This is a genomic window from Sphaerotilus sulfidivorans, assembly GCF_013426975.1.
GTDB classification, from domain to species: Bacteria; Pseudomonadota; Gammaproteobacteria; order Burkholderiales; family Burkholderiaceae_C; genus Sphaerotilus; species Sphaerotilus sulfidivorans.
The window spans coordinates 59,623-75,828 of sequence record NZ_JACCPY010000003.1 but is presented as its reverse complement, the minus strand read 5'-3'; the positions used below and the strand labels follow the sequence as shown (position 1 = coordinate 75,828).

Genomic DNA, 16,206 nt, shown 5'->3' with positions numbered 1-16,206 from the left:
TCCCTGCCTGCGCCGCCGAAAGACTGTCGTTGATGGCCCTGCTGCCTGCCGAACCTCGCATCCTGATCGTCAAGCTGTCGTCCCTGGGCGACGTGATCCACGCGATGCCGGTGGTGGCGGACCTGCGTGCGCGTCACCCCGGCGCGCACATCGACTGGGTGGTCGAGCCCGGTTTTGCGCCGCTGGTGCGCCGGGTGGCGGGCATCGGCGAGGTCATCGAGTGCGCGCAGCGGCGCTGGCGCAAGCGCTGGTGGGGCGCCGAGGTCCGCCGCGAGAAGCAGCAGTTCCGCGAGCGGCTGCGTGCGCAGGCCTATGACGCGGTGGTCGACCTGCAGGGGCTGACCAAGTCGGCGCTGGTCGTGCTGTCGACGCGAATGGCGCCGGGCGGCCTGCGCTACGCGCTGGGCAACCGCACCGACGGCTCCGGCTGGGAGGCGCCGACCCGCTGGGTGGCCGACCGGCCGATCGAGATCGCGCCGCGCATCCATGTGGTCGACCGCTCGCGCCGTCTCTGCGCCGAGGCCTTCGGCACCGCGATCGACACGCCGCCGCGTTTCGGGCTGCAGGCCGCGACCCGGCCCGATCCGGCGCGGCCGCTGATGGTGCTGGTGCACGGCACCTCGCGCGACGACAAGCTCTGGCCCGAGTCGCACTGGATCGACTTCGGCCGGCGCCGGGTCGGGGAGGGCTGGCATCTGGCGCTGCCCCAGGCCGACGCGGTCGAGGCCGCACGGGCCGCGCGCATCGCCGCGGCCCTCGGTGACGCGCACTGCACGCTGTGGCCGAAGATGAGCCTGGACGCGATCGTCGACCGCTTCGGCGCCGCGCAGGCGGTGGTCGGCGTCGACAGCGGGCTGTCGCATCTGGCGGTGGCGCTCGACCGGGTGCATCTGCAGCTCTACAACTTCCCGACCTCCTGGCGCACCGGGCCGCAGCCCGAGCACGGCCATCGCCACCAGCTCAGCGTCGAGGGCGCGACCGCCGGCGAGCCGCCGACGCTGGAGCAGGTCGAGCAGGCCTGGCGGCAGGTGGCGCCGTGAACGCGCCGCGACCGCATCCGGGTCTGTCGCTGCGCGAGCGTCTGGCGCTGACGGGCTATGGCCAGCTGATGCGCCTGCTGCTGCCGCTGCTGATCGGGCGACTGCTGTGGCGCGCGCGCCAGGAGCCGCTCTACCGCGCAGCGCTGCCCGAGCGTGTCGGCCTGGGCGAGCCGGTGCGGCCGGGCGCGCTGTGGCTGCATGCGGTCTCGCTGGGCGAGACCCGTGCGGCCGAGCCGCTGATCCAGGCCCTGCGCCAGGTCTGTCCGGACTTGCGCCTGCTGCTGACCCACGGCACCGCCACCGGCCGCGAGGCTGGCACCGCGCTGCTGCGCGAGGGCGATGCCCTGCGCTGGCTGCCGCTCGACACGCCTGGCGCGACCCGCCGTTTCCTGCAGCGCCATCGTCCGGCGCTGGGTGTGCTGATGGAGACCGAGGTCTGGCCGGCGCTGCTGCATGCGGCGCGGCAATCCGGCGTGCCGGTCGTGCTGGCCAATGCGCGGCTGTCGGAGAAAAGCCTGCGCCAGTCCTTGCGCTTCGATGCCTTGCTCCGACCGGCGGCGCGCGCCTTCACCGCCGTGCTGGCCCAGACGGTGGACGATGCCGCTCGGCTGCGCCGGGCGGGTGCGCCGGAGGCGGCGATCGAGATCTGCGGCAATCTGAAATACGACCTGCAGCCATCGCCGGCGCTCCTGGCCACCGGGCTGAGCTGGCGTGCCGGTCTGGCGCGGCCGGTGGTGCTGGCTGCGAGCTGGCGCGAAGGCGAGGACGAGCCGCTGCTGGCGGCCTGGCGTGCGGTGCTGGCGCAGCGTGCGCCCTCGCAGCCTCGGCCGCTGCTGCTGCTGGTGCCGCGTCATCCGCAGCGCTTCGACGAGGTCGGCGCCAGCGTGATCTCCAGCGGCCTGACGCTGGTGCGGCGCAGCAGCTGGGCCGGCACCGGGCCGGGCGCTCTGGCCCGGGATGCCGATGTCTGGCTGGGCGACTCGATGCGCGAGATGCCGGCCTATTACGCCTGCGCGGATGTGGCGCTGCTGGGGGGCAGCTTCGCGCCGCTGGGCGGGCAGAACCTGATCGAGGCGGCCGCCTGCGGCTGCCCGGTGCTGGCCGGTCCGCATGTCTTCAACTTTGCCCAGCCGGTGGCGCGGGCGCTGGCGGCGGGTGCGGCCTTCCAGGTCCCGGACCTGGACCAGGCGGTGCAGCAGGCCCTGTCGCTGGCAGACGACGCCGAAGCTCAGGCGGCGGCGCGGCAGGCCGCGCTGGGCTCGGTGGCGGCCGACCAGGGGGCGGCGGCCCGCATGGCCGCGCGCCTGGTGGCGCTGCTGGACCCGAAGCCGGCCGAACTCAGCGGCTCGTGCCGAGCAGGGCGCTGACCGCGTCGATGTCGGCCGGATTCAGCGTGCCGGCGGCCTGGCGCAGCCGCAGGCTGTTGAGCAGCACCTCGTAGCGTGCCCGGGCCAGATCGCGCTGGGTCGAGTAGAGCTGGGTCTGCGCATTGAGCACGTCCAGATTGACCCGCACGCCGACCTTGTAGCCCAGCTTGGTCGCGTCGAGCGCCAGTCGCGACGAGGTTTCCGCCGCCTCCAGCGCCTTCACCTGGGCGGCACCCGACTGCACGCCGAGAAAGAGCTGCCGCGTGGCCTGGGCCACGCCGCGGCGGGCAGCTTCCAGGTCGTTGCGTGCCTTCTCTTCCAGCGCCAGCGCCTCGCGGACCTGGTTCTGGATCGCGTCGCCGGTGTAGAGCGGCATCCTGACGGTGACCCCGATCGAGTTGCTGGTGGTGGTGCCGGCGCCACCGGCCGACAGCGCACCCGAGCCGCGGTTGTTGGTGCTGGCCAGCTGGCCCTGCAGGTCGACCGTCGGCAGGTGACCGGCCTGGGTGCGGCGGGTTTCCAGCTTCGCGATCTCATGGGCCAGACGGGCCTTGCGCACGCTCGGGCTCTGTTCGGTCTTTTCGACCCAGGACTCGATGCCCTCGCCGGGCAGCGGCAGCGCGGTGGCCGGCTTCAGTCCCAGCGGCTTCAGATCGGCACGGCCGACCAGCTGCTCGAGCGCCAGGCGTCGGGTGCGCAGCTCGTTGTCGGCGGCGATCTCCTGGGCGGTGGCCAGATCGAAGCGGGCCTGGGCCTCGCGGGTGTCGGTGATCGTCGCGGTGCCGACCTCGAAGTTGCGCTTGGCCGAGGCCAGCTGCTCGCCGATGGCGGTCTTGGAGGCGCGGGCGGTCGAGAGCGCGTCCTGCGCGATCAGCACATCGAAATAGGCCTGTGCCACCCGCAGCGTCAGGTCCTGCTCGGCGCTGTTCAGGTCGGCCTCGGCCAGGTCGAGCGCACGCCGGGCCTTGTCGATGGTCAGCGTGTTCTGCCGATTGAACAGCGTCTGCGTGGCCGACAGGCCGACGGTGGCGGCGGTGTTGCTGCGCGAGTCGTACAGCGGCGTGTCCGAGCTGGAGCGGGTATAGCTGCCCTGCAGTCCGACATTGGGGCGCTGCAGGGCCTCGGCCTGGGCGCTGCGGTGACGCGCGGACTCGGCGCCGGCCCGTGCGGCCAGGAAGGCCGCGTCATGGCCGCGCGCGAGCTCGTGCAGCTCCTTCAGGCTCTGCGCACCTGCAAGCGGCGTGGCTAGCGTGGCGGCCAGTGCGGTCAGCAGCAGCGGCAGACGCAGGGTCTTGAACAGGGCGGGGGGCGTCGGCAGGCTCATGGTTTCCTCGCAGGGAGTCGGCAATCTCAGTACAGCGGCACGGTCGGATCGACCTGGCGTGACCAGGCGTCGATCCCTCCCGTGATGTTATACGTACAGGGGTATCCTTGCCGCTCGAGGAACAGCGCGACCTGCAGGCTGCGCATGCCGTGATGGCACAGCGCGAGCACCGGACGCTGCGGATCGATCTCCGCCAGGCGGCCCGGGATCTGCTGCATCGGGATGTCCAGCCGCTGCGCGCCCGGCAGCGACAGCGAGGCGGTCGCGATCTCCCAGGGCTCGCGCACGTCGAGCAGCAGCGGCGCGCGCCCTTCGGCGACGAGGGCCTGCACCTGTTCGGCCAGGCGGGTCACGGCAAGCTGCTGCATCGTGCGGACTCCAGAGGAGAGATCGGGAAGGGCGGCAGGATCAGAAGGCGAAGGTGCTCGGGCTGGCGAAGCCTTCCAGGCGCGGCGCGACGGTGTCGAACAGCACCTCGGTGCGGAACTCGCGCTCGCTGACACGGCGGATGCGCAGCGCGCGCATCACCGGCTCCGCGCCGACGATGGCCACCAGGCGGCCGCCGACCTTGAGCTGCTGCAGCAGCGCCTCGGGCACTTCGGCCACCGAGCCCGACAGCACGATCGCGTCCCAGGGGCCGCGGCCGGCGTCGCCGTTCGAGCCGTCGCCCTGGCGGACCTCGACATTCATGATCGCGGCATGGCGCAGGTTCTCGCGCGCCAGCGAGGCCAGCTCGGCGCGCTTCTCGTAGGTGACGACCGTCTGCGCCTTGTGCGCCATCAGCGCGGCCATGAAGCCCGAGCCGGTGCCGACTTCCAGCACCTTCTCGTGGCGCAGCAGGCCCAGCTCCTGCAGCAGGCGGGCCTCGACGCGCGGGGCGAGCATGACCTGGCCGCCGGGCAGCGGCACTTCCAGGTCCATGAAGGCGACGGCGCGGTGCGCGGCCGGAACGAAGTCCTCGCGCTTGACGACGGCCAGCAGCGACAGCACGGACGGGTCGAGCACGTCCCACGGACGGATCTGCTGCTCGATCATGTTGAAACGGGCCTGTTCGACGTTCATCTTGGATTCCTCGCGAGAAAGAGCATGCGCAACAAAACCCGACATTCTAGGAGGCCGATCCGGTGCCCGATGTGGCATCGGGCCGACGATCCGGGCCGAAGCGTCGCCTCGTCCACATGCTCAGGTCGTCGATCCAGCAATAGATCACCGGCACCACCACCAGCGTCAGCAGCGAGGAGGTGATGACGCCGCCGATCACCGCCTGGCCCATCGGCGCGCGCTGCTCCGCGCCTTCCGAGAGCGCGAAGGCCAGCGGCACCATGCCGAAGACCATCGCCAGCGTGGTCATCAGGATCGGTCGCAGCCGCACCCGAGCGGCCAGCAGCAGCGCCTCCTCGCGCCCGAGCCGCCGGCCGGGCTGGCCGCCGTCATCGTCCAGATGCACCTCGCCGGCGCGGGCGCGGATCGCGAAGTCGATCAGCAGGATCGCGTTCTTCGTCACCAGCCCCATCAGCATCACCACGCCGATGATCGAGAACAGGTTCATCGTCGAGCCGAACATCAGCAGCGCGCCCACCACCCCGATCAGCGTCAGCGGCAGCGAGCTCATCAGCGCCACCGGCTGCATGAAGCTGCGGAACTGCGAGGCCAGGATCATGTAGATGAAGATCACGCCCATCGCCAGCGCCGAGACGGCGTGTCCGAAGCTCTCGGCCATGTCCTTGGTCGAGCCGCCGAAGCGCCAGCGCAGGCCCGGCGGCAGCGGCTCGCTCTCGAGCACGCGGTGGATGTCGGCCGAGACCTCGCCGAGCGAGCGGCCCTGCACGTTGGCGGTGATCTCGACCTCGCGCGCGAGGTCGCGGCGGTTGATCTGCTGGGGCGTGCGGTCCTCGCCCAGCTCGGCGATCTGGTCGAGCCGCACCAGCCGGGCGCTGCCGTCGGCGTTCTGGCCGGCCGGCATCATCAGCCGCGCGATGTCGGCCGTGCTGTCGCGGGCCTGCGGCGCCAGCTCGACCTTGACCTCGACATTGAGCTCGTCGCTGGCGCGCCAGTTGCCCACCGTCTGCCCGGCCACCAGCGCGCGCAGCGTGCCGGTCACGCCGGCCACGCCCAGGCCGAGGTCGGCTGCGGCATCGCGGCGCAGCGTGACCGCCAGCGTCGGCTGGTCCGCGCGGGCGCTGCTGTCCAGATCGACCAGGCCGGGAATCCTGCGCAGCCGCTCGAGCAGCCGCTCGGTCTGTCGCTGCAGCTCGCCCAGGTCGCTGCCCTGCAGCGACAGCATCAGCGGCTTGTTGCCGCCGACCGCATCCAGCAGGCCGACATGGGTCACGGTGATGCCGGGCACCTGCAGCAGCTCCTGGCGCAGCGGCGCGGCGAGCTGGTCCTGGCTGAGCTGGCGGTCCTTGCGGTCGACCAGCCGGATGTAGATCTGCGCGAAGATGCGGCCCTGGGCCTGGCCGGCGTTGATCGTCGCCAGGGTGTATTTCACCTCGGGGCGGCGGCGGATCAGCGCCTCGACCTCGCGCACCCGCGCCTCGGTCACCTCCAGCGAGGAGCCGACCGGGGTGTGGAAGCTGACAAAGGTCTCGGAATAGTCGGCCTTGGGCACGAACTCGGTGCCGAGCGAGCGGGTCAGCGCCAGCGCCGCCACCAGCGTGCCCAGCGCCAGCACCACCGTCAGCAGCCGGTGGCGCAGCGACCAGCCCAGCAGCGCCTGATAGCCCTCGCCCAGCCGGTGCGAGCCGCGGTCGACCGCATGGGTGATCCGCCCCAGCGTGCGCTCGTAGAGCGTGACCGGCCGGAAGGGCTGCCCCTCGGCCTGCACCGCCGGGTCATGCCAGACCGCGCTGAGCATCGGGTCGAGCGTGAAGCTGACGAACATCGAGATCAGCACCGCCGCGACGATGGTGATGCCGAACTCGTGGAAGAACTGGCCGATGATGCCGCCCATGAAGCCGATCGGCAGGAAGACGGCGACGATCGACAGCGTGGTGGCCAGCACCGCCAGGCCGATCTCGGCGGTGCCGTCGAGCGCGGCGCGCCGGGCGTCCTTGCCCATCTGCACATGGCGCACGATGTTCTCGCGCACGACGATGGCGTCGTCGATCAGCAGGCCCACGCACAGGCTCAGCGCCATCAGCGTGATCATGTTGACCGAGAAGCCGAACCACTGCATGAACAGGAAGGTGCCGATCAGCGCGATCGGCAGCGTCAGGCCGGTGATGACGGTCGAGCGCCAGGAGTTCAGGAACAGGAAGACGATCGCGACCGTCAGCAGCGCGCCCTCGATCAGGGTCTGGCGCACATTGGCCACCGAGACCCGGATCGGGCGCGAGCTGTCGCGCACCCGGTCCAGCCGCAGGTCGGCGGGCAGCGCGCCGGCGGCCTGCAGCGCCGTCAGCTCGCGCTCCAGGCCGTCGACCACCTCGATGGTGTTCTGGCCCTGGGCCTTCTGCACCTCGAGCACCAGGCTGCGCTGGCCGTCGAGCAGGGCCAGCGAGTCGGTCTCCTGCGGGCCGTCGACCACCTGCGCGACCTCGCCCAGGCGCACCAGCGTGGCGCCGCGGCGCGCGACCACCAGCCGGGCGAAGTCCTCCGGCCGCTCGATGCGGCCGCGGATCTGCACCACGCGTTCCTGCTCGGCCGAGCGCAGCAGGCCGGCGGGCAGGTCCTGGTTCTCGCCGCGCACCGCGGCGATCACCTGCTCGGCGCTGATGCCGGCGGCCTCCATCCGCACCGGATCGAGCTGGATCTGGATCTCGCGCCGCACCGCGCCGACCAGCGTGACCGAGCCGACGCCGCGCACATTCTCCAGCCGCTTCTTCAGCACCTGCTCGGCCCAGAGCGTGCGCCGCATCGCGCCGGCCGCATCGGCCGCGTCGGGCGGCGCATCGGCGTTGCCAGACGCCCGCACCGCCACGCTCCAGATCGGCCGGCTTGCCGGATCGAAGCGCTGCACCTTGGGCTCGCCGATCTCCTCGCGCAGCTGCGGCTTGAGGATGGCGAGCTTCTCGCGCACATCGTCGGCGGCGCGCCGGCCGTCCATCGTCAGGTCGAACTGGATGATGACCACCGAGGTGCCGGCATAGCTGCGCGAGGACAGCTGGCTGATGCCGGCGATCGCGTTGACGCTTTCCTCGATCTTGCGGGTCAGCTCGGTCTCGACGATCTCGGCGGCGGCACCGGGATATTCGGTGCTGACCACCACCGTCGGAAACTCGATGTCGGGAAACTGGTCGACCTTCAGGCGCTGGAAGGAGAACAGCCCCAGCACCACCAGCGCCAGCATCACCATGGTGGCCAGGACCGGATTGGCGATCGAGACGCGGGTGAACCACATGATGGGTGTGACGGCGTGGGGTTCAGCGCAGCACGGCCGGCGTGCCGTCGCGCACCGGGCCGAGCCGGCCGGCCAGCACCCGCGCGCCCTCGGTCAGGCCGTCGAGGATCTCGATCGACGCGGTGCCGTCGACCTCGCCACGCGCCCCGGTGCGAACCGCGCGCTGGCGCAGCAGGCCCGCGCCGGTGTCCAGCTCGATCACATGCGGCTGCGGCTGGTCGACGCGCACCGCCGACAGCGGCAGCACCAGCGTGCTGCGCCGGCCCTGCTCGATCCGACCGCGCGCGAACAGGCCGGCACGCAGCCCCGGTGCCGGCTCGATGGCCAGATGCACTGGCACCGACCGGGTGCCGGCCTGCGCGGCCGGGCTGATGCGCAGCACCCGGGTCCGCACCGGCGTGTCCACGCCCTCGACCTGCAGCACCGCGCCTGCGCCGATGCGGGTGCGGGCCAGTTCGGCCGCCGGCACGGTCGCCTCCAGCTCGAGCCGGTCGAGATCGATGATCTCCAGGAGGCGCGCCTCCAGCGCGACCCGTTCGCCCGGCTGGGCCAGGCGCTGCGCGACCTGGCCGCTGATCGGTGCCTTCAGCACCGTGTCGTCGAGCGCGCGCCGGGCCAGATCGGTGCTGGCGCGGGCCGACTGCAGTGCCGCCTGGGCGGCGCGGTGGTTCGAGACCGAGGTCTCCAGCGCAGTGGGCGAGATGAAGCCCTGCTCGACCAGCGCGCGGTTGTTGTCCAGCGTCCGCCCGGTGATGTCGAGCTGGGCCTGCGCCGACTCGATCTGCTGCTCGGCCTGGCGCAGCCGCAGCTGCGCATCGGCCGGATCGATGCGCCCGACGATCTGTCCGGCGCGCACCGTGTCGCCCTCGCGCGGGCCCAGCTCCAGCAGCTCGCCGGCGCTGCGTGCCTTGACCAGCGCGCTGACCGCCGCCTTCAGGCTGCCGGTCAGCGCCACCGCATCGACCAGCTCGGCCCGGCGCAGCGTCACCAGATCGCTGTCCTGGAGCTGCAGCGCGGCCTGGGCCGGCAGCGGCGTGGCGCTGGCCGAGGCCGGTGCGGCGGCGCCTGCCGTGCGGCTCGACAGCTTCCAGCCGGCCAGACCCAGCAGGCCCAGCGCGAGAGCGCCGGCGGCAAGAGCGGTCGATCGCTTCATCGGCGTCAGGGTTCCGGATGGGTGGAGATGCCGCGCAGCACCAGATCGATGTGGGCGCGGATGAAGGTCTGCGGATCCAGGCCCATGCCCGGGCATTCGCAGGCGCCGAGCGAGTGCCGGTGCACGCACAGCATCACCAGCGGCATGACGATCGAATAGACCACCGAGAGCACGTCGACCTGCCGGAACTCGCCCGAGTCGATGCCGCGCTGCACCATGCCGCCGATCAGCTGCGAGCCGGGCTGCGAGATCTCGTTGAACCACAGCTCGGCGATCTCCGGGAAGTTGCGCACCTCGCTGACCACCAGCTTGAACACGCCGGAGGCATCGCTCTCGAGCGTCTGCATCCACCAGTCGACCAGCAGCGTGCGCATCAGCTCGGTGGCACTGCCCTGATGGGCGGCCGCCCGGGCCATTCCCTCGGCGATGCGGGTCGACACCCGCTGCGAGATCACCTCCCGGAGCAGGTCTTCCTTGCTGGTGTAATACAGGTAGAGCGTGCCCTTGGAGACACCGGCCAGCCGGGCGATGTCCTCGGTCTTGGTCGCGGCGAAGCCCTTCTCGACGAAGAGCTGCAGCGCGGCGTCGAGCAGCTCGCTGGGCCGCTCGGCCTTGCGGCGCTGGTGCGAGGCCGGCGGCGCTGGCGTGCCAGCCGGTTCGGGCAGGTCGGAGCGTTCGGACGGTTCGGCGGACAAGGCGGGTTTCCGGGGCATGATAATGACTAACCGGTCAGTAATGTAGTGGAGCAATGAAGTGAGTGCAATGACAGGGGCAGCATCTGCACAGGGCGGTCGGCCGGCAGGCGGTCGTCGCGGGCTGCTGAGGATCGGCGCGATGGTGCTGGTCGGCGGGCTGTGGGGCTGTGCCTCGGTGGTGCCCAGGGAGTTCACCACCAGCGAACGCGAGATGCAGGCGGCGCTGTCCTCGCGCTTCCCGCTGCAGCAGAAGGTGCTGGAGGTGTTCGAGGTGCGCATCAGCTCGCCGCGGGTGCTGCTGCAGCCGGGGGCGGGCCGCATGATGCTGGGCTTCGACATGGGTCTGCGCGAGACAGTGCTGAGCCGGCGCGATCTTCGCGGCAACATCATGTTCAGCAGTGCGCTGCGCTATGAGCCGTCCGACGGCACGATCCGGCTGGACCGGGTGCGGCGCGAGAACATCGCCATCGACGGATTGCCGCCGCTGCTGGCCACCGGCCTGAACCGCTGGGGCGGCTGGCTGGCCGAGTCGATGCTGGAAGGTCTGGAGATCCACCGCATCGACCGGCTGGCGCTGGAGCTGGCGGCCAAGGCCGGACTGCAGCCCGGGCCGATCGAGGTGCGCCCGGGGGGCATCACGCTGCGGCTGGTGCCCTTGCCGGTGAGCGGCAATATGGCGCCTGTCCGATCCTGAGGCCGGGCTGAAGGCCGGTCGGCCGGTTTGCATGCTGGCGCGTTGAGCTGCTGTTGCAACTCATTTCGGCCTTCATGGCCGTGTCATGACGATGAAGAAGTCGACATGGCGGCGCTCAGGCGCCGCGCTGCTGATGCTGGGCGGGCTGAGCGTGCTGTCTGGCTGCGTGGTGGTCCCGGTGCCGGGCCACGGTCACCACCGGGGTCACGGGCGTGATGTGGTGGTGGTGCCGGCGCCGCAACCGGCGCCGCGGGTCATCGTCGTGCCGGAAGACCGACGCGGGCACGGAGGCCGTGGTCATCACGACCGCCGGGGCGGCCGCTGGCAGGACGACTGAACGGATCAGCGCGGGCCGTGGCCACGGCCGCGCGGGGCCGGACGGCCGCCGCCGAAGCCGCCACGCGGGCCGCTGCGCTCATCGAAGCGGCGTTCGCCGTCGAAGCGCGGAGCGCCTTCCTGACGACGCGGGCCCTGACCGCGCGGGCCGTCATGGCGGGGCTCGCCGCGGAACTCCGGGCGGCCTTCGTGACGCGGAGCCTCGAAGCGGGGCGCATCGAAGCGCGGTGCCGAATCGAAGCGTGGGCCATCGAAGCCGCCGCGACGCGGTGCGCCGTCCATCGGACGCGCGAAGCCGTAGCCGCCACGGTCGCCGCCACGGTTGTCCGGACGACCGCCATAGCCGCCGGGGCCGCCATGGCCGCGGTGCGGCGGACGGCCGCCGTCACGACGCGGAGCACGGCTGAACATCTCCGGCGCCGGGCGCTTCGGCTCCAGGCCGGCCAGCGTGCCCACCGGGATCGACTGGGTGGTGAACTGCTGGATGCGGCGGATCATGCCGACATCGCGGCGCTCGGCCAGCGTGATCGCGCGGCCCGAGCGGCCGGCGCGGCCGGTGCGGCCGATGCGGTGCACATAGTCCTCGGCCTTCATCGGCAGGCCGAAGTTGATGACATGGCTGATGGTCGGCACGTCGATGCCGCGCGCGGCGACGTCGGTGGCCACCAGGATGCGCAGCTCGCCGCGGCGCAGTGCCATCAGCGTGCGGTTGCGACGGCCCTGCGGCATGCCGCCGTGCAGCGGCGCGACCGCATGGCCCATCTCGTACAGATGGGCGGCCAGCTCGTCGGCGTCGCGCTGGGTGCTGGTGAAGATCACCGCCTGCTGCATCTCGGTGCTGGTCAGCAGGTTCTCGAGCAGCGCCGACTTGTGGTCCAGGTCATCGGCCCACAGCAGCTGCTGCTCGATGTTGGCGTGGCTGTCGGTGTGGTTGGCGACCTCGATGCGCTGGGCATCGTCCTTCAGGATCTGGTCGGCCAGGCGACCGACCTGACCGGCGAAGGTCGCGCTGACCATCACGGTCTGGCGGCCGGCCGGCAGGGATTCGGCGATGCGCTCGATGTCCTCGATGAAGCCCATGTCCAGCATGCGGTCGGCTTCGTCCAGGATCAGCATCTCGACCTGGCCCAGGATGGCCTTGCCGCTGTCGAGGTGGTCGATCAGGCGGCCCGGGGTGGCGATCAGCAGATCGATCGGGCCACGCAGCGCGGCCAGCTGGGCGCCGTAGGGCACGCCGCCGACGACGGTGGCGACCTTCAGGTGCGGGATGTGGCTGCCGTAGGTCACCGCGGCCTTGGAGACCTGGATGGCCAGCTCGCGGGTCGGGGCCAGCACCAGCACGCGCGGACCTTGCGGCGGCTGACCGCGCAGCGGGCGGCGGCTCGCGGCCGGATTGGCCTCGCGGGCGGCCAGCACGCGCTCGAGTGCCGGCAGCACGAAGGCGGCGGTCTTGCCGCTGCCGGTGTTGGAGCACACGCGCAGATCCGCACCGGTCATCGCGGCGGGAATGGTCTGCGCCTGCACGTCGGTCGGGTTCTCGTAGCCGGCAGCGGTGACGGCTTGCAGGATGGCCTCGTTCAGGCCCAGGGTCGAAAAGCTCATGTGAATACTCTCATCCGGCGCCACTCGGGCGCCATTCGGCAGGGGTTTCCGGCTCGCCGCGGGCGAGGTGGAAACACGGGATGGCAGGCCGGCGAAGGCAAAGGCGCGTCATCCGCATGGCGCCTGGCTCGCGGTCGGTACAGGGGATTGGAATCAAGCCTGCCGGGGTCGAATAGCATCGCCGCCGACCGCGCCTGCAGCCCCGCAGTCGCCGATTCCTGAAAAGGATGCGGTCTGCCGGAGGATGAGGGAAAGAGGAAGGTCAGAGGGGATGTGCGAAAGGCTGAACGGTGCTGCCCGTGAAAGCGGCATCAACAGCAGACTCAGATTCTAGCGCATTCCCTGATGGACTGCACGTCTGTCGTCTGATCTCGAGCTGATCCCGAAGCGGAAGAATCCGGCCTGTAACCGCGCACCGCTAGGATCGTCCGGACGAAAAATCCGCACAGCAAAGGATGAATGGATGACGGAATCGAATCCTGCCGGCGCGTCCCGGCCGCTGCGCCTGGCCCTGATCGCCCATGACGGCCGCAAGGACCGCATGATCGCGCTGGCCCGGGAGTTTGCCCCGCGACTGCGGGGCTGCACGCTGTGCGCGACCGGCACGACCGGCGGGCGGCTGGCCACCGAGCTGGGTCTGGAGGTGGAGCGGCTGCTCAGCGGCCCGCTCGGTGGCGATCTTCAGATCGGCGCGCGGCTGGCGGTCGGCGAGATCGACGCGGTGGTCTTTCTTCGCGATCCAATGACGCCGCAGCCGCATGAGCCCGACATCCATGCGCTGGTGCGCGCCTGCGATGTGCATGACGTGCCGTGCGCGACCAACGCCAGCACCGCGCGGCTGCTGCTCGATCAGCTGCTGCCGCGCGCAGCCTCGGCCTGATCAGGCCTGGACCACCTTGTGGTGGGCGGCCGGCACCGGCCAGCCGGCTTCCTGGCCGACGCGCGCGATCGCCTCGTTGGTGTCGAAATAGACCTGCCAGTAATGGTCGGTGTGGGTGTAGGGCCGCACCGCGATCACCGCTCCCTCGAGCTTGAAGTCGAGCAGGTTGATCTCCGGCGCCGGGCTCTGCGCGACATTGGGGATCTGCGCGATGGCCGCCTTCAGGCGCGTGATCGCGTCCAGCGGATCGACGCCCTGCGCCAGCTGCGCGGTGCGCTCGACGCGGCGCACCGGCAGCGCCGAGTAGTTCTGCACCGTGTCGCCGAAGACCTTGCCGTTGCCGACGATGGTCATCACATTGTCCGGCGTGATGATCGTGGTGCCGAACAGGCCGAGCTCGTGCACCGTGCCGGTCACGCCGCCGATCGAGACGAAGTCGCCGACCTTGAACGGCCGCAGCACCAGCATGAAGGCGCCGGCGGCGAAGTTGCCCAGCATGCCGCTCCAGGCCGCGCCGATGGCCACGCCCGCGCCGGCCAGCATCGCCGCGAACGAGGTGGTCTGGATGCCGAAGTAGCCCAGGATGCCCAGCACCAGGGTGATGTTCAGCGCGATGGTGATGATCGAGCCGAGGTACTTGGTCAGCGTCGGGTCGATCGAGTTGCGGTTCATGCCCGCCTGGATCAGGTGCACCACCTTGGAGATCAGCCAGCGGCCGACGATCCAGAAGATCAGCGCGGCGCCGATCTTCATCAGCAGGTCGATCGCAGTGGTGCCCAGGAAGGTCTGGATCGTGTCGATGTTCATCAGAAATCCTCCTCGAATGTGCAATATTGCACATATCGAATGTGACGGATTTCCGGTTGCGGCGCCACCTTCCTTGGGCTAGGCCGTCGAGTTGTCGCTTTCGCGCAGCAGCTCGCGCAGGCGTGCGGCACTGACATCGCGCGCCGCACCGAAGCCGGCAATCTGGCGCGCCGCCTGCACCCGCAGCCGCACCACGCTGAAGTCCGGCAGGCTGGCCAGCATCTCTCCGGCCGGATGGCGCGCGATGTAGATCGCCAGCGCCGCGCGGGCATCGTCGCTGCCCGACTTGGGGTGCAGCGCCTCGACCTGCAGCGTGGCGCGCGGCAGCGCGTGCACGCTGTCGGCGGCCTCCTCGCCGGCGCAGATCAAGATGCTGGCGTGCGGATGAAGCATCAGCTGCCGGGTGTGCGCGGCCAGGGCGCTGATCAGGATGATCAGGTCGGGCCCTGCCGGATCGAGCGCCCACGGCGCCATCGAGACGGCCGGGCCGCCGGCCTCGTCGATTGTGCCCAGCGCCAGGGTGCGCCGGGTGCGCAGCAGCTCCACCAGCAGCCGGTCCATGCGGCTGGGTGCAAGTGCCGGTTTCATGCCATCAGGGGTATTGCTCATCGTGAAATCTCTGGCAAACAGCAGCGCCTGGGAACGGTTTCTTGCACTTTTCGGGCGTGTCGCATGGGTGCGGCGCCATACTTCGGTCCAGGTTCACGATGAAGCGACAGACCGCAGCACGGGAAGGCCCGAAGCGGCACGCAGGGAGTGCGGACCATGACCAAGGATATTGCCACGCTGCTGCTGGCGCTGCTGCTGTGCCATGCGCTGCTTCTGGTTCACCTGCTGACGGTGCGGGGTACCGTGCTGGGCCGACGGCCGGAGATCCGGCTGCTGCTGCTGGCCATGCTGGCGATCTGTGTCGGCGATCTGCTGCTGATGTGGCGCCAGCAGCTGTCCGGCCCGCTCTGGCTGCTGCTGTCCAACACCAGCATCGCTCTCGGTGCGGTGCTGCTGAGTGCCGCCGCACGCTGTCTGCTGACCGGCCGGAGCTTCAGCCGCTGCGATCTGCTGCTGCTGCTGGGCGGTGCGATCGGTCTCGCGCTGCTGCTGATGCAAGGCGCGGCCTATGCCTGGATCGTTTCGTGGGTCAATCTGTGGCTGGCTGTGCTGCTGCTGCCGATCCTGTGGCGGGTGATGCGCCATGGCCGCGAGCGTGCGCTGCGCATGGTGCTGGTGGGTGGGCTGGTGGGCGGGCTGAGTGCGATGGCACGTGCTGCAGATCCCCATCTGGCCACGCAGGCGCCGGTCTCGCTGCTGCAGCCGACCAGTCCGCTGAGTGCCTGGCTGTTCCTGACGATGAGCTTCGGCGCCTTCTCGATCATGTTCGGCCTGCTGATGGCGAGCTTCGAGCGCAGCGCGGCGCAGCTCGAACAGATGGCCACCACCGATGGTCTGACCGGCTGCCTGAACCGTGGTGCCACCCGCACGCTGGTCGGCCACGAGATCGAGCGCAGCCGGCGCGAGCGGCGTCCGCTGGCGCTGGTGCTGCTGGATCTGGATCATTTCAAGCGCATCAACGACAGCCACGGCCATGCGGCGGGCGATGCGGTGCTGCAAGGCTTCGCGCAGGCGGTGCGCTCACGGCTGCGTCATTCGGACATCTTCGGCCGCATGGGCGGCGAGGAGTTCTGCGTGGTGCTGCCGTCGACCGACCGGTCCGGCGCGCATGAGGTGGTCGATGCGCTGCGCCGCGAGGTCGAGTGGCTGGTGGTCGAGCAGCCGGGCGCGGTGCGGCTGAAGGTGACGGTGTCGGCCGGCACGGTGGTCTTCGACCCGCTGGCCGAGCGGATGACGCCCTCGGCCGACCAGCTCTTCGCGCGGGCCGACATGCTGCTCTACCGTGCCAAGCATGCCGGCCGCAACCAGGTTCAGACCAGCGGCTGGGTCAGTCTGAACCCGCTCTGAGCCGAGCGCT

15 protein-coding genes are annotated in these 16,206 nt (G+C 70.8%); 6 read left to right on the top strand and 9 right to left on the bottom strand.

Annotation, left to right across the window (positions count from 1 at the left end):
* Positions 1 to 32: 32 nt before the first annotated feature.
* On the top strand, positions 33 to 1,040 hold the full coding sequence (gene waaC / locus HZU84_RS02535; protein ID WP_149503105.1) for a lipopolysaccharide heptosyltransferase I: 1,008 nt from the start codon (positions 33 to 35) through the stop codon (positions 1,038 to 1,040).
* Positions 1,037 to 2,407 carry a 3-deoxy-D-manno-octulosonic acid transferase gene (locus HZU84_RS02530; protein ID WP_310734029.1) on the top strand — a complete coding sequence of 457 codons (1,371 nt, stop codon included), beginning with the start codon at positions 1,037 to 1,039 and terminating at the stop codon, positions 2,405 to 2,407. The genes waaC and HZU84_RS02530 overlap by 4 nt, the downstream gene beginning before the upstream one ends.
* Here the strand turns inward: HZU84_RS02530 and HZU84_RS02525 are convergent.
* From HZU84_RS02525 to HZU84_RS02500, 6 genes are read right to left on the bottom strand one after another with little or no spacing between them, the layout of a single operon-like run.
* Entirely contained in the window at positions 2,379 to 3,731 is a 1,353-nt protein-coding gene (locus HZU84_RS02525) for a TolC family outer membrane protein (protein WP_149503106.1), read from the bottom strand. The genes HZU84_RS02530 and HZU84_RS02525 overlap by 29 nt on opposite strands.
* A gap of 26 nt (positions 3,732 to 3,757) precedes the next feature.
* A complete protein-coding gene (locus tag HZU84_RS02520) occupies positions 3,758 to 4,099 on the bottom strand; it encodes a rhodanese-like domain-containing protein (protein ID WP_149503107.1) in 342 nt (113 codons plus the stop codon).
* Positions 4,100 to 4,139: 40 nt separating this feature from the next.
* Positions 4,140 to 4,793, bottom strand: a complete 654-nt coding sequence (locus HZU84_RS02515) for a protein-L-isoaspartate O-methyltransferase family protein (protein WP_149503108.1) — start codon at positions 4,791 to 4,793, stop codon at positions 4,140 to 4,142.
* A 46-nt stretch (positions 4,794 to 4,839) separates the two neighbouring features.
* Positions 4,840 to 8,073 carry an efflux RND transporter permease subunit gene (locus tag HZU84_RS02510; RefSeq protein ID WP_149503109.1) on the bottom strand — a complete coding sequence of 1,078 codons (3,234 nt, stop codon included), beginning with the start codon at positions 8,071 to 8,073 and terminating at the stop codon, positions 4,840 to 4,842.
* A gap of 22 nt (positions 8,074 to 8,095) precedes the next feature.
* Positions 8,096 to 9,226, bottom strand: a complete 1,131-nt coding sequence (locus HZU84_RS02505; RefSeq protein ID WP_149503110.1) for an efflux RND transporter periplasmic adaptor subunit — start codon at positions 9,224 to 9,226, stop codon at positions 8,096 to 8,098.
* A gap of 5 nt (positions 9,227 to 9,231) precedes the next feature.
* Positions 9,232 to 9,921, bottom strand: coding sequence for a TetR/AcrR family transcriptional regulator (locus tag HZU84_RS02500; RefSeq protein WP_244954446.1), 690 nt, complete (start codon positions 9,919 to 9,921; stop codon positions 9,232 to 9,234).
* 139 nt (positions 9,922 to 10,060) lie between these two features.
* Between HZU84_RS02500 and HZU84_RS02495 the strand changes: the two genes are divergently transcribed.
* Positions 10,061 to 10,615 (top strand): YceB family lipoprotein, encoded by a 555-nt coding sequence (locus tag HZU84_RS02495; RefSeq protein ID WP_180692762.1) that lies wholly within the window; start codon positions 10,061 to 10,063, stop codon positions 10,613 to 10,615.
* A 91-nt stretch (positions 10,616 to 10,706) separates the two neighbouring features.
* Complete coding sequence (locus HZU84_RS02490) at positions 10,707 to 10,952, top strand: hypothetical protein (protein ID WP_149503113.1); 246 nt, start codon at positions 10,707 to 10,709, stop codon at positions 10,950 to 10,952.
* Positions 10,953 to 10,957: 5 nt separating this feature from the next.
* Here HZU84_RS02490 and HZU84_RS02485 read toward each other — a convergent pair whose 3' ends face one another.
* A complete protein-coding gene (locus HZU84_RS02485; RefSeq protein WP_149503114.1) occupies positions 10,958 to 12,553 on the bottom strand; it encodes a DEAD/DEAH box helicase in 1,596 nt (531 codons plus the stop codon).
* Between the two features lie 463 nt (positions 12,554 to 13,016).
* Between HZU84_RS02485 and HZU84_RS02480 the strand changes: the two genes are divergently transcribed.
* On the top strand, positions 13,017 to 13,433 hold the full coding sequence (locus HZU84_RS02480) for a methylglyoxal synthase (RefSeq protein ID WP_149503115.1): 417 nt from the start codon (positions 13,017 to 13,019) through the stop codon (positions 13,431 to 13,433).
* Here the strand turns inward: HZU84_RS02480 and HZU84_RS02475 are convergent, their stop codons facing one another.
* Together HZU84_RS02475 and HZU84_RS02470 are read right to left on the bottom strand one after the other, a co-directional pair.
* Positions 13,434 to 14,240: a mechanosensitive ion channel family protein gene (locus HZU84_RS02475; RefSeq protein WP_149503116.1), complete on the bottom strand. Its 807-nt coding sequence runs from the start codon at positions 14,238 to 14,240 to the stop codon at positions 13,434 to 13,436.
* 78 nt (positions 14,241 to 14,318) lie between these two features.
* Complete coding sequence (locus HZU84_RS02470; protein ID WP_180692761.1) at positions 14,319 to 14,828, bottom strand: HugZ family pyridoxamine 5'-phosphate oxidase; 510 nt, start codon at positions 14,826 to 14,828, stop codon at positions 14,319 to 14,321.
* A 177-nt stretch (positions 14,829 to 15,005) separates the two neighbouring features.
* Here HZU84_RS02470 and HZU84_RS02465 point away from each other — a divergent pair, with 177 nt between their 5' ends.
* The gene (locus HZU84_RS02465) at positions 15,006 to 16,196 is read left to right on the top strand and encodes a GGDEF domain-containing protein (protein ID WP_149503118.1); all 1,191 of its coding nucleotides are present in this window, start codon (positions 15,006 to 15,008) and stop codon (positions 16,194 to 16,196) included.
* Positions 16,197 to 16,206: the final 10 nt, after the last annotated feature.

What these genes read in the sequence shown, in the direction of transcription:
- waaC (WP_149503105.1), top strand. Translation starts at nt 33, where the DNA reads ATGGCCCTGCTGCCTGCCGAACCTCGCATCCTGATCGTCAAGCTGTCG.
- HZU84_RS02475 (WP_149503116.1), bottom strand. Translation starts at nt 14,240, where the DNA reads ATGAACATCGACACGATCCAGACCTTCCTGGGCACCACTGCGATCGAC.
- HZU84_RS02485 (WP_149503114.1), bottom strand. Translation starts at nt 12,553, where the DNA reads ATGAGCTTTTCGACCCTGGGCCTGAACGAGGCCATCCTGCAAGCCGTC.
- HZU84_RS02525 (WP_149503106.1), bottom strand. Translation starts at nt 3,731, where the DNA reads ATGAGCCTGCCGACGCCCCCCGCCCTGTTCAAGACCCTGCGTCTGCCG.
- HZU84_RS02505 (WP_149503110.1), bottom strand. Translation starts at nt 9,226, where the DNA reads ATGAAGCGATCGACCGCTCTTGCCGCCGGCGCTCTCGCGCTGGGCCTG.
- HZU84_RS02510 (WP_149503109.1), bottom strand. Translation starts at nt 8,073, where the DNA reads ATGTGGTTCACCCGCGTCTCGATCGCCAATCCGGTCCTGGCCACCATG.
- HZU84_RS02470 (WP_180692761.1), bottom strand. Translation starts at nt 14,828, where the DNA reads ATGAAACCGGCACTTGCACCCAGCCGCATGGACCGGCTGCTGGTGGAG.
- HZU84_RS02465 (WP_149503118.1), top strand. Translation starts at nt 15,006, where the DNA reads ATGACCAAGGATATTGCCACGCTGCTGCTGGCGCTGCTGCTGTGCCAT.
- HZU84_RS02480 (WP_149503115.1), top strand. Translation starts at nt 13,017, where the DNA reads ATGACGGAATCGAATCCTGCCGGCGCGTCCCGGCCGCTGCGCCTGGCC.
- HZU84_RS02490 (WP_149503113.1), top strand. Translation starts at nt 10,707, where the DNA reads ATGAAGAAGTCGACATGGCGGCGCTCAGGCGCCGCGCTGCTGATGCTG.
- HZU84_RS02495 (WP_180692762.1), top strand. Translation starts at nt 10,061, where the DNA reads ATGGTGCTGGTCGGCGGGCTGTGGGGCTGTGCCTCGGTGGTGCCCAGG.
- HZU84_RS02515 (WP_149503108.1), bottom strand. Translation starts at nt 4,793, where the DNA reads ATGAACGTCGAACAGGCCCGTTTCAACATGATCGAGCAGCAGATCCGT.
- HZU84_RS02520 (WP_149503107.1), bottom strand. Translation starts at nt 4,099, where the DNA reads ATGCAGCAGCTTGCCGTGACCCGCCTGGCCGAACAGGTGCAGGCCCTC.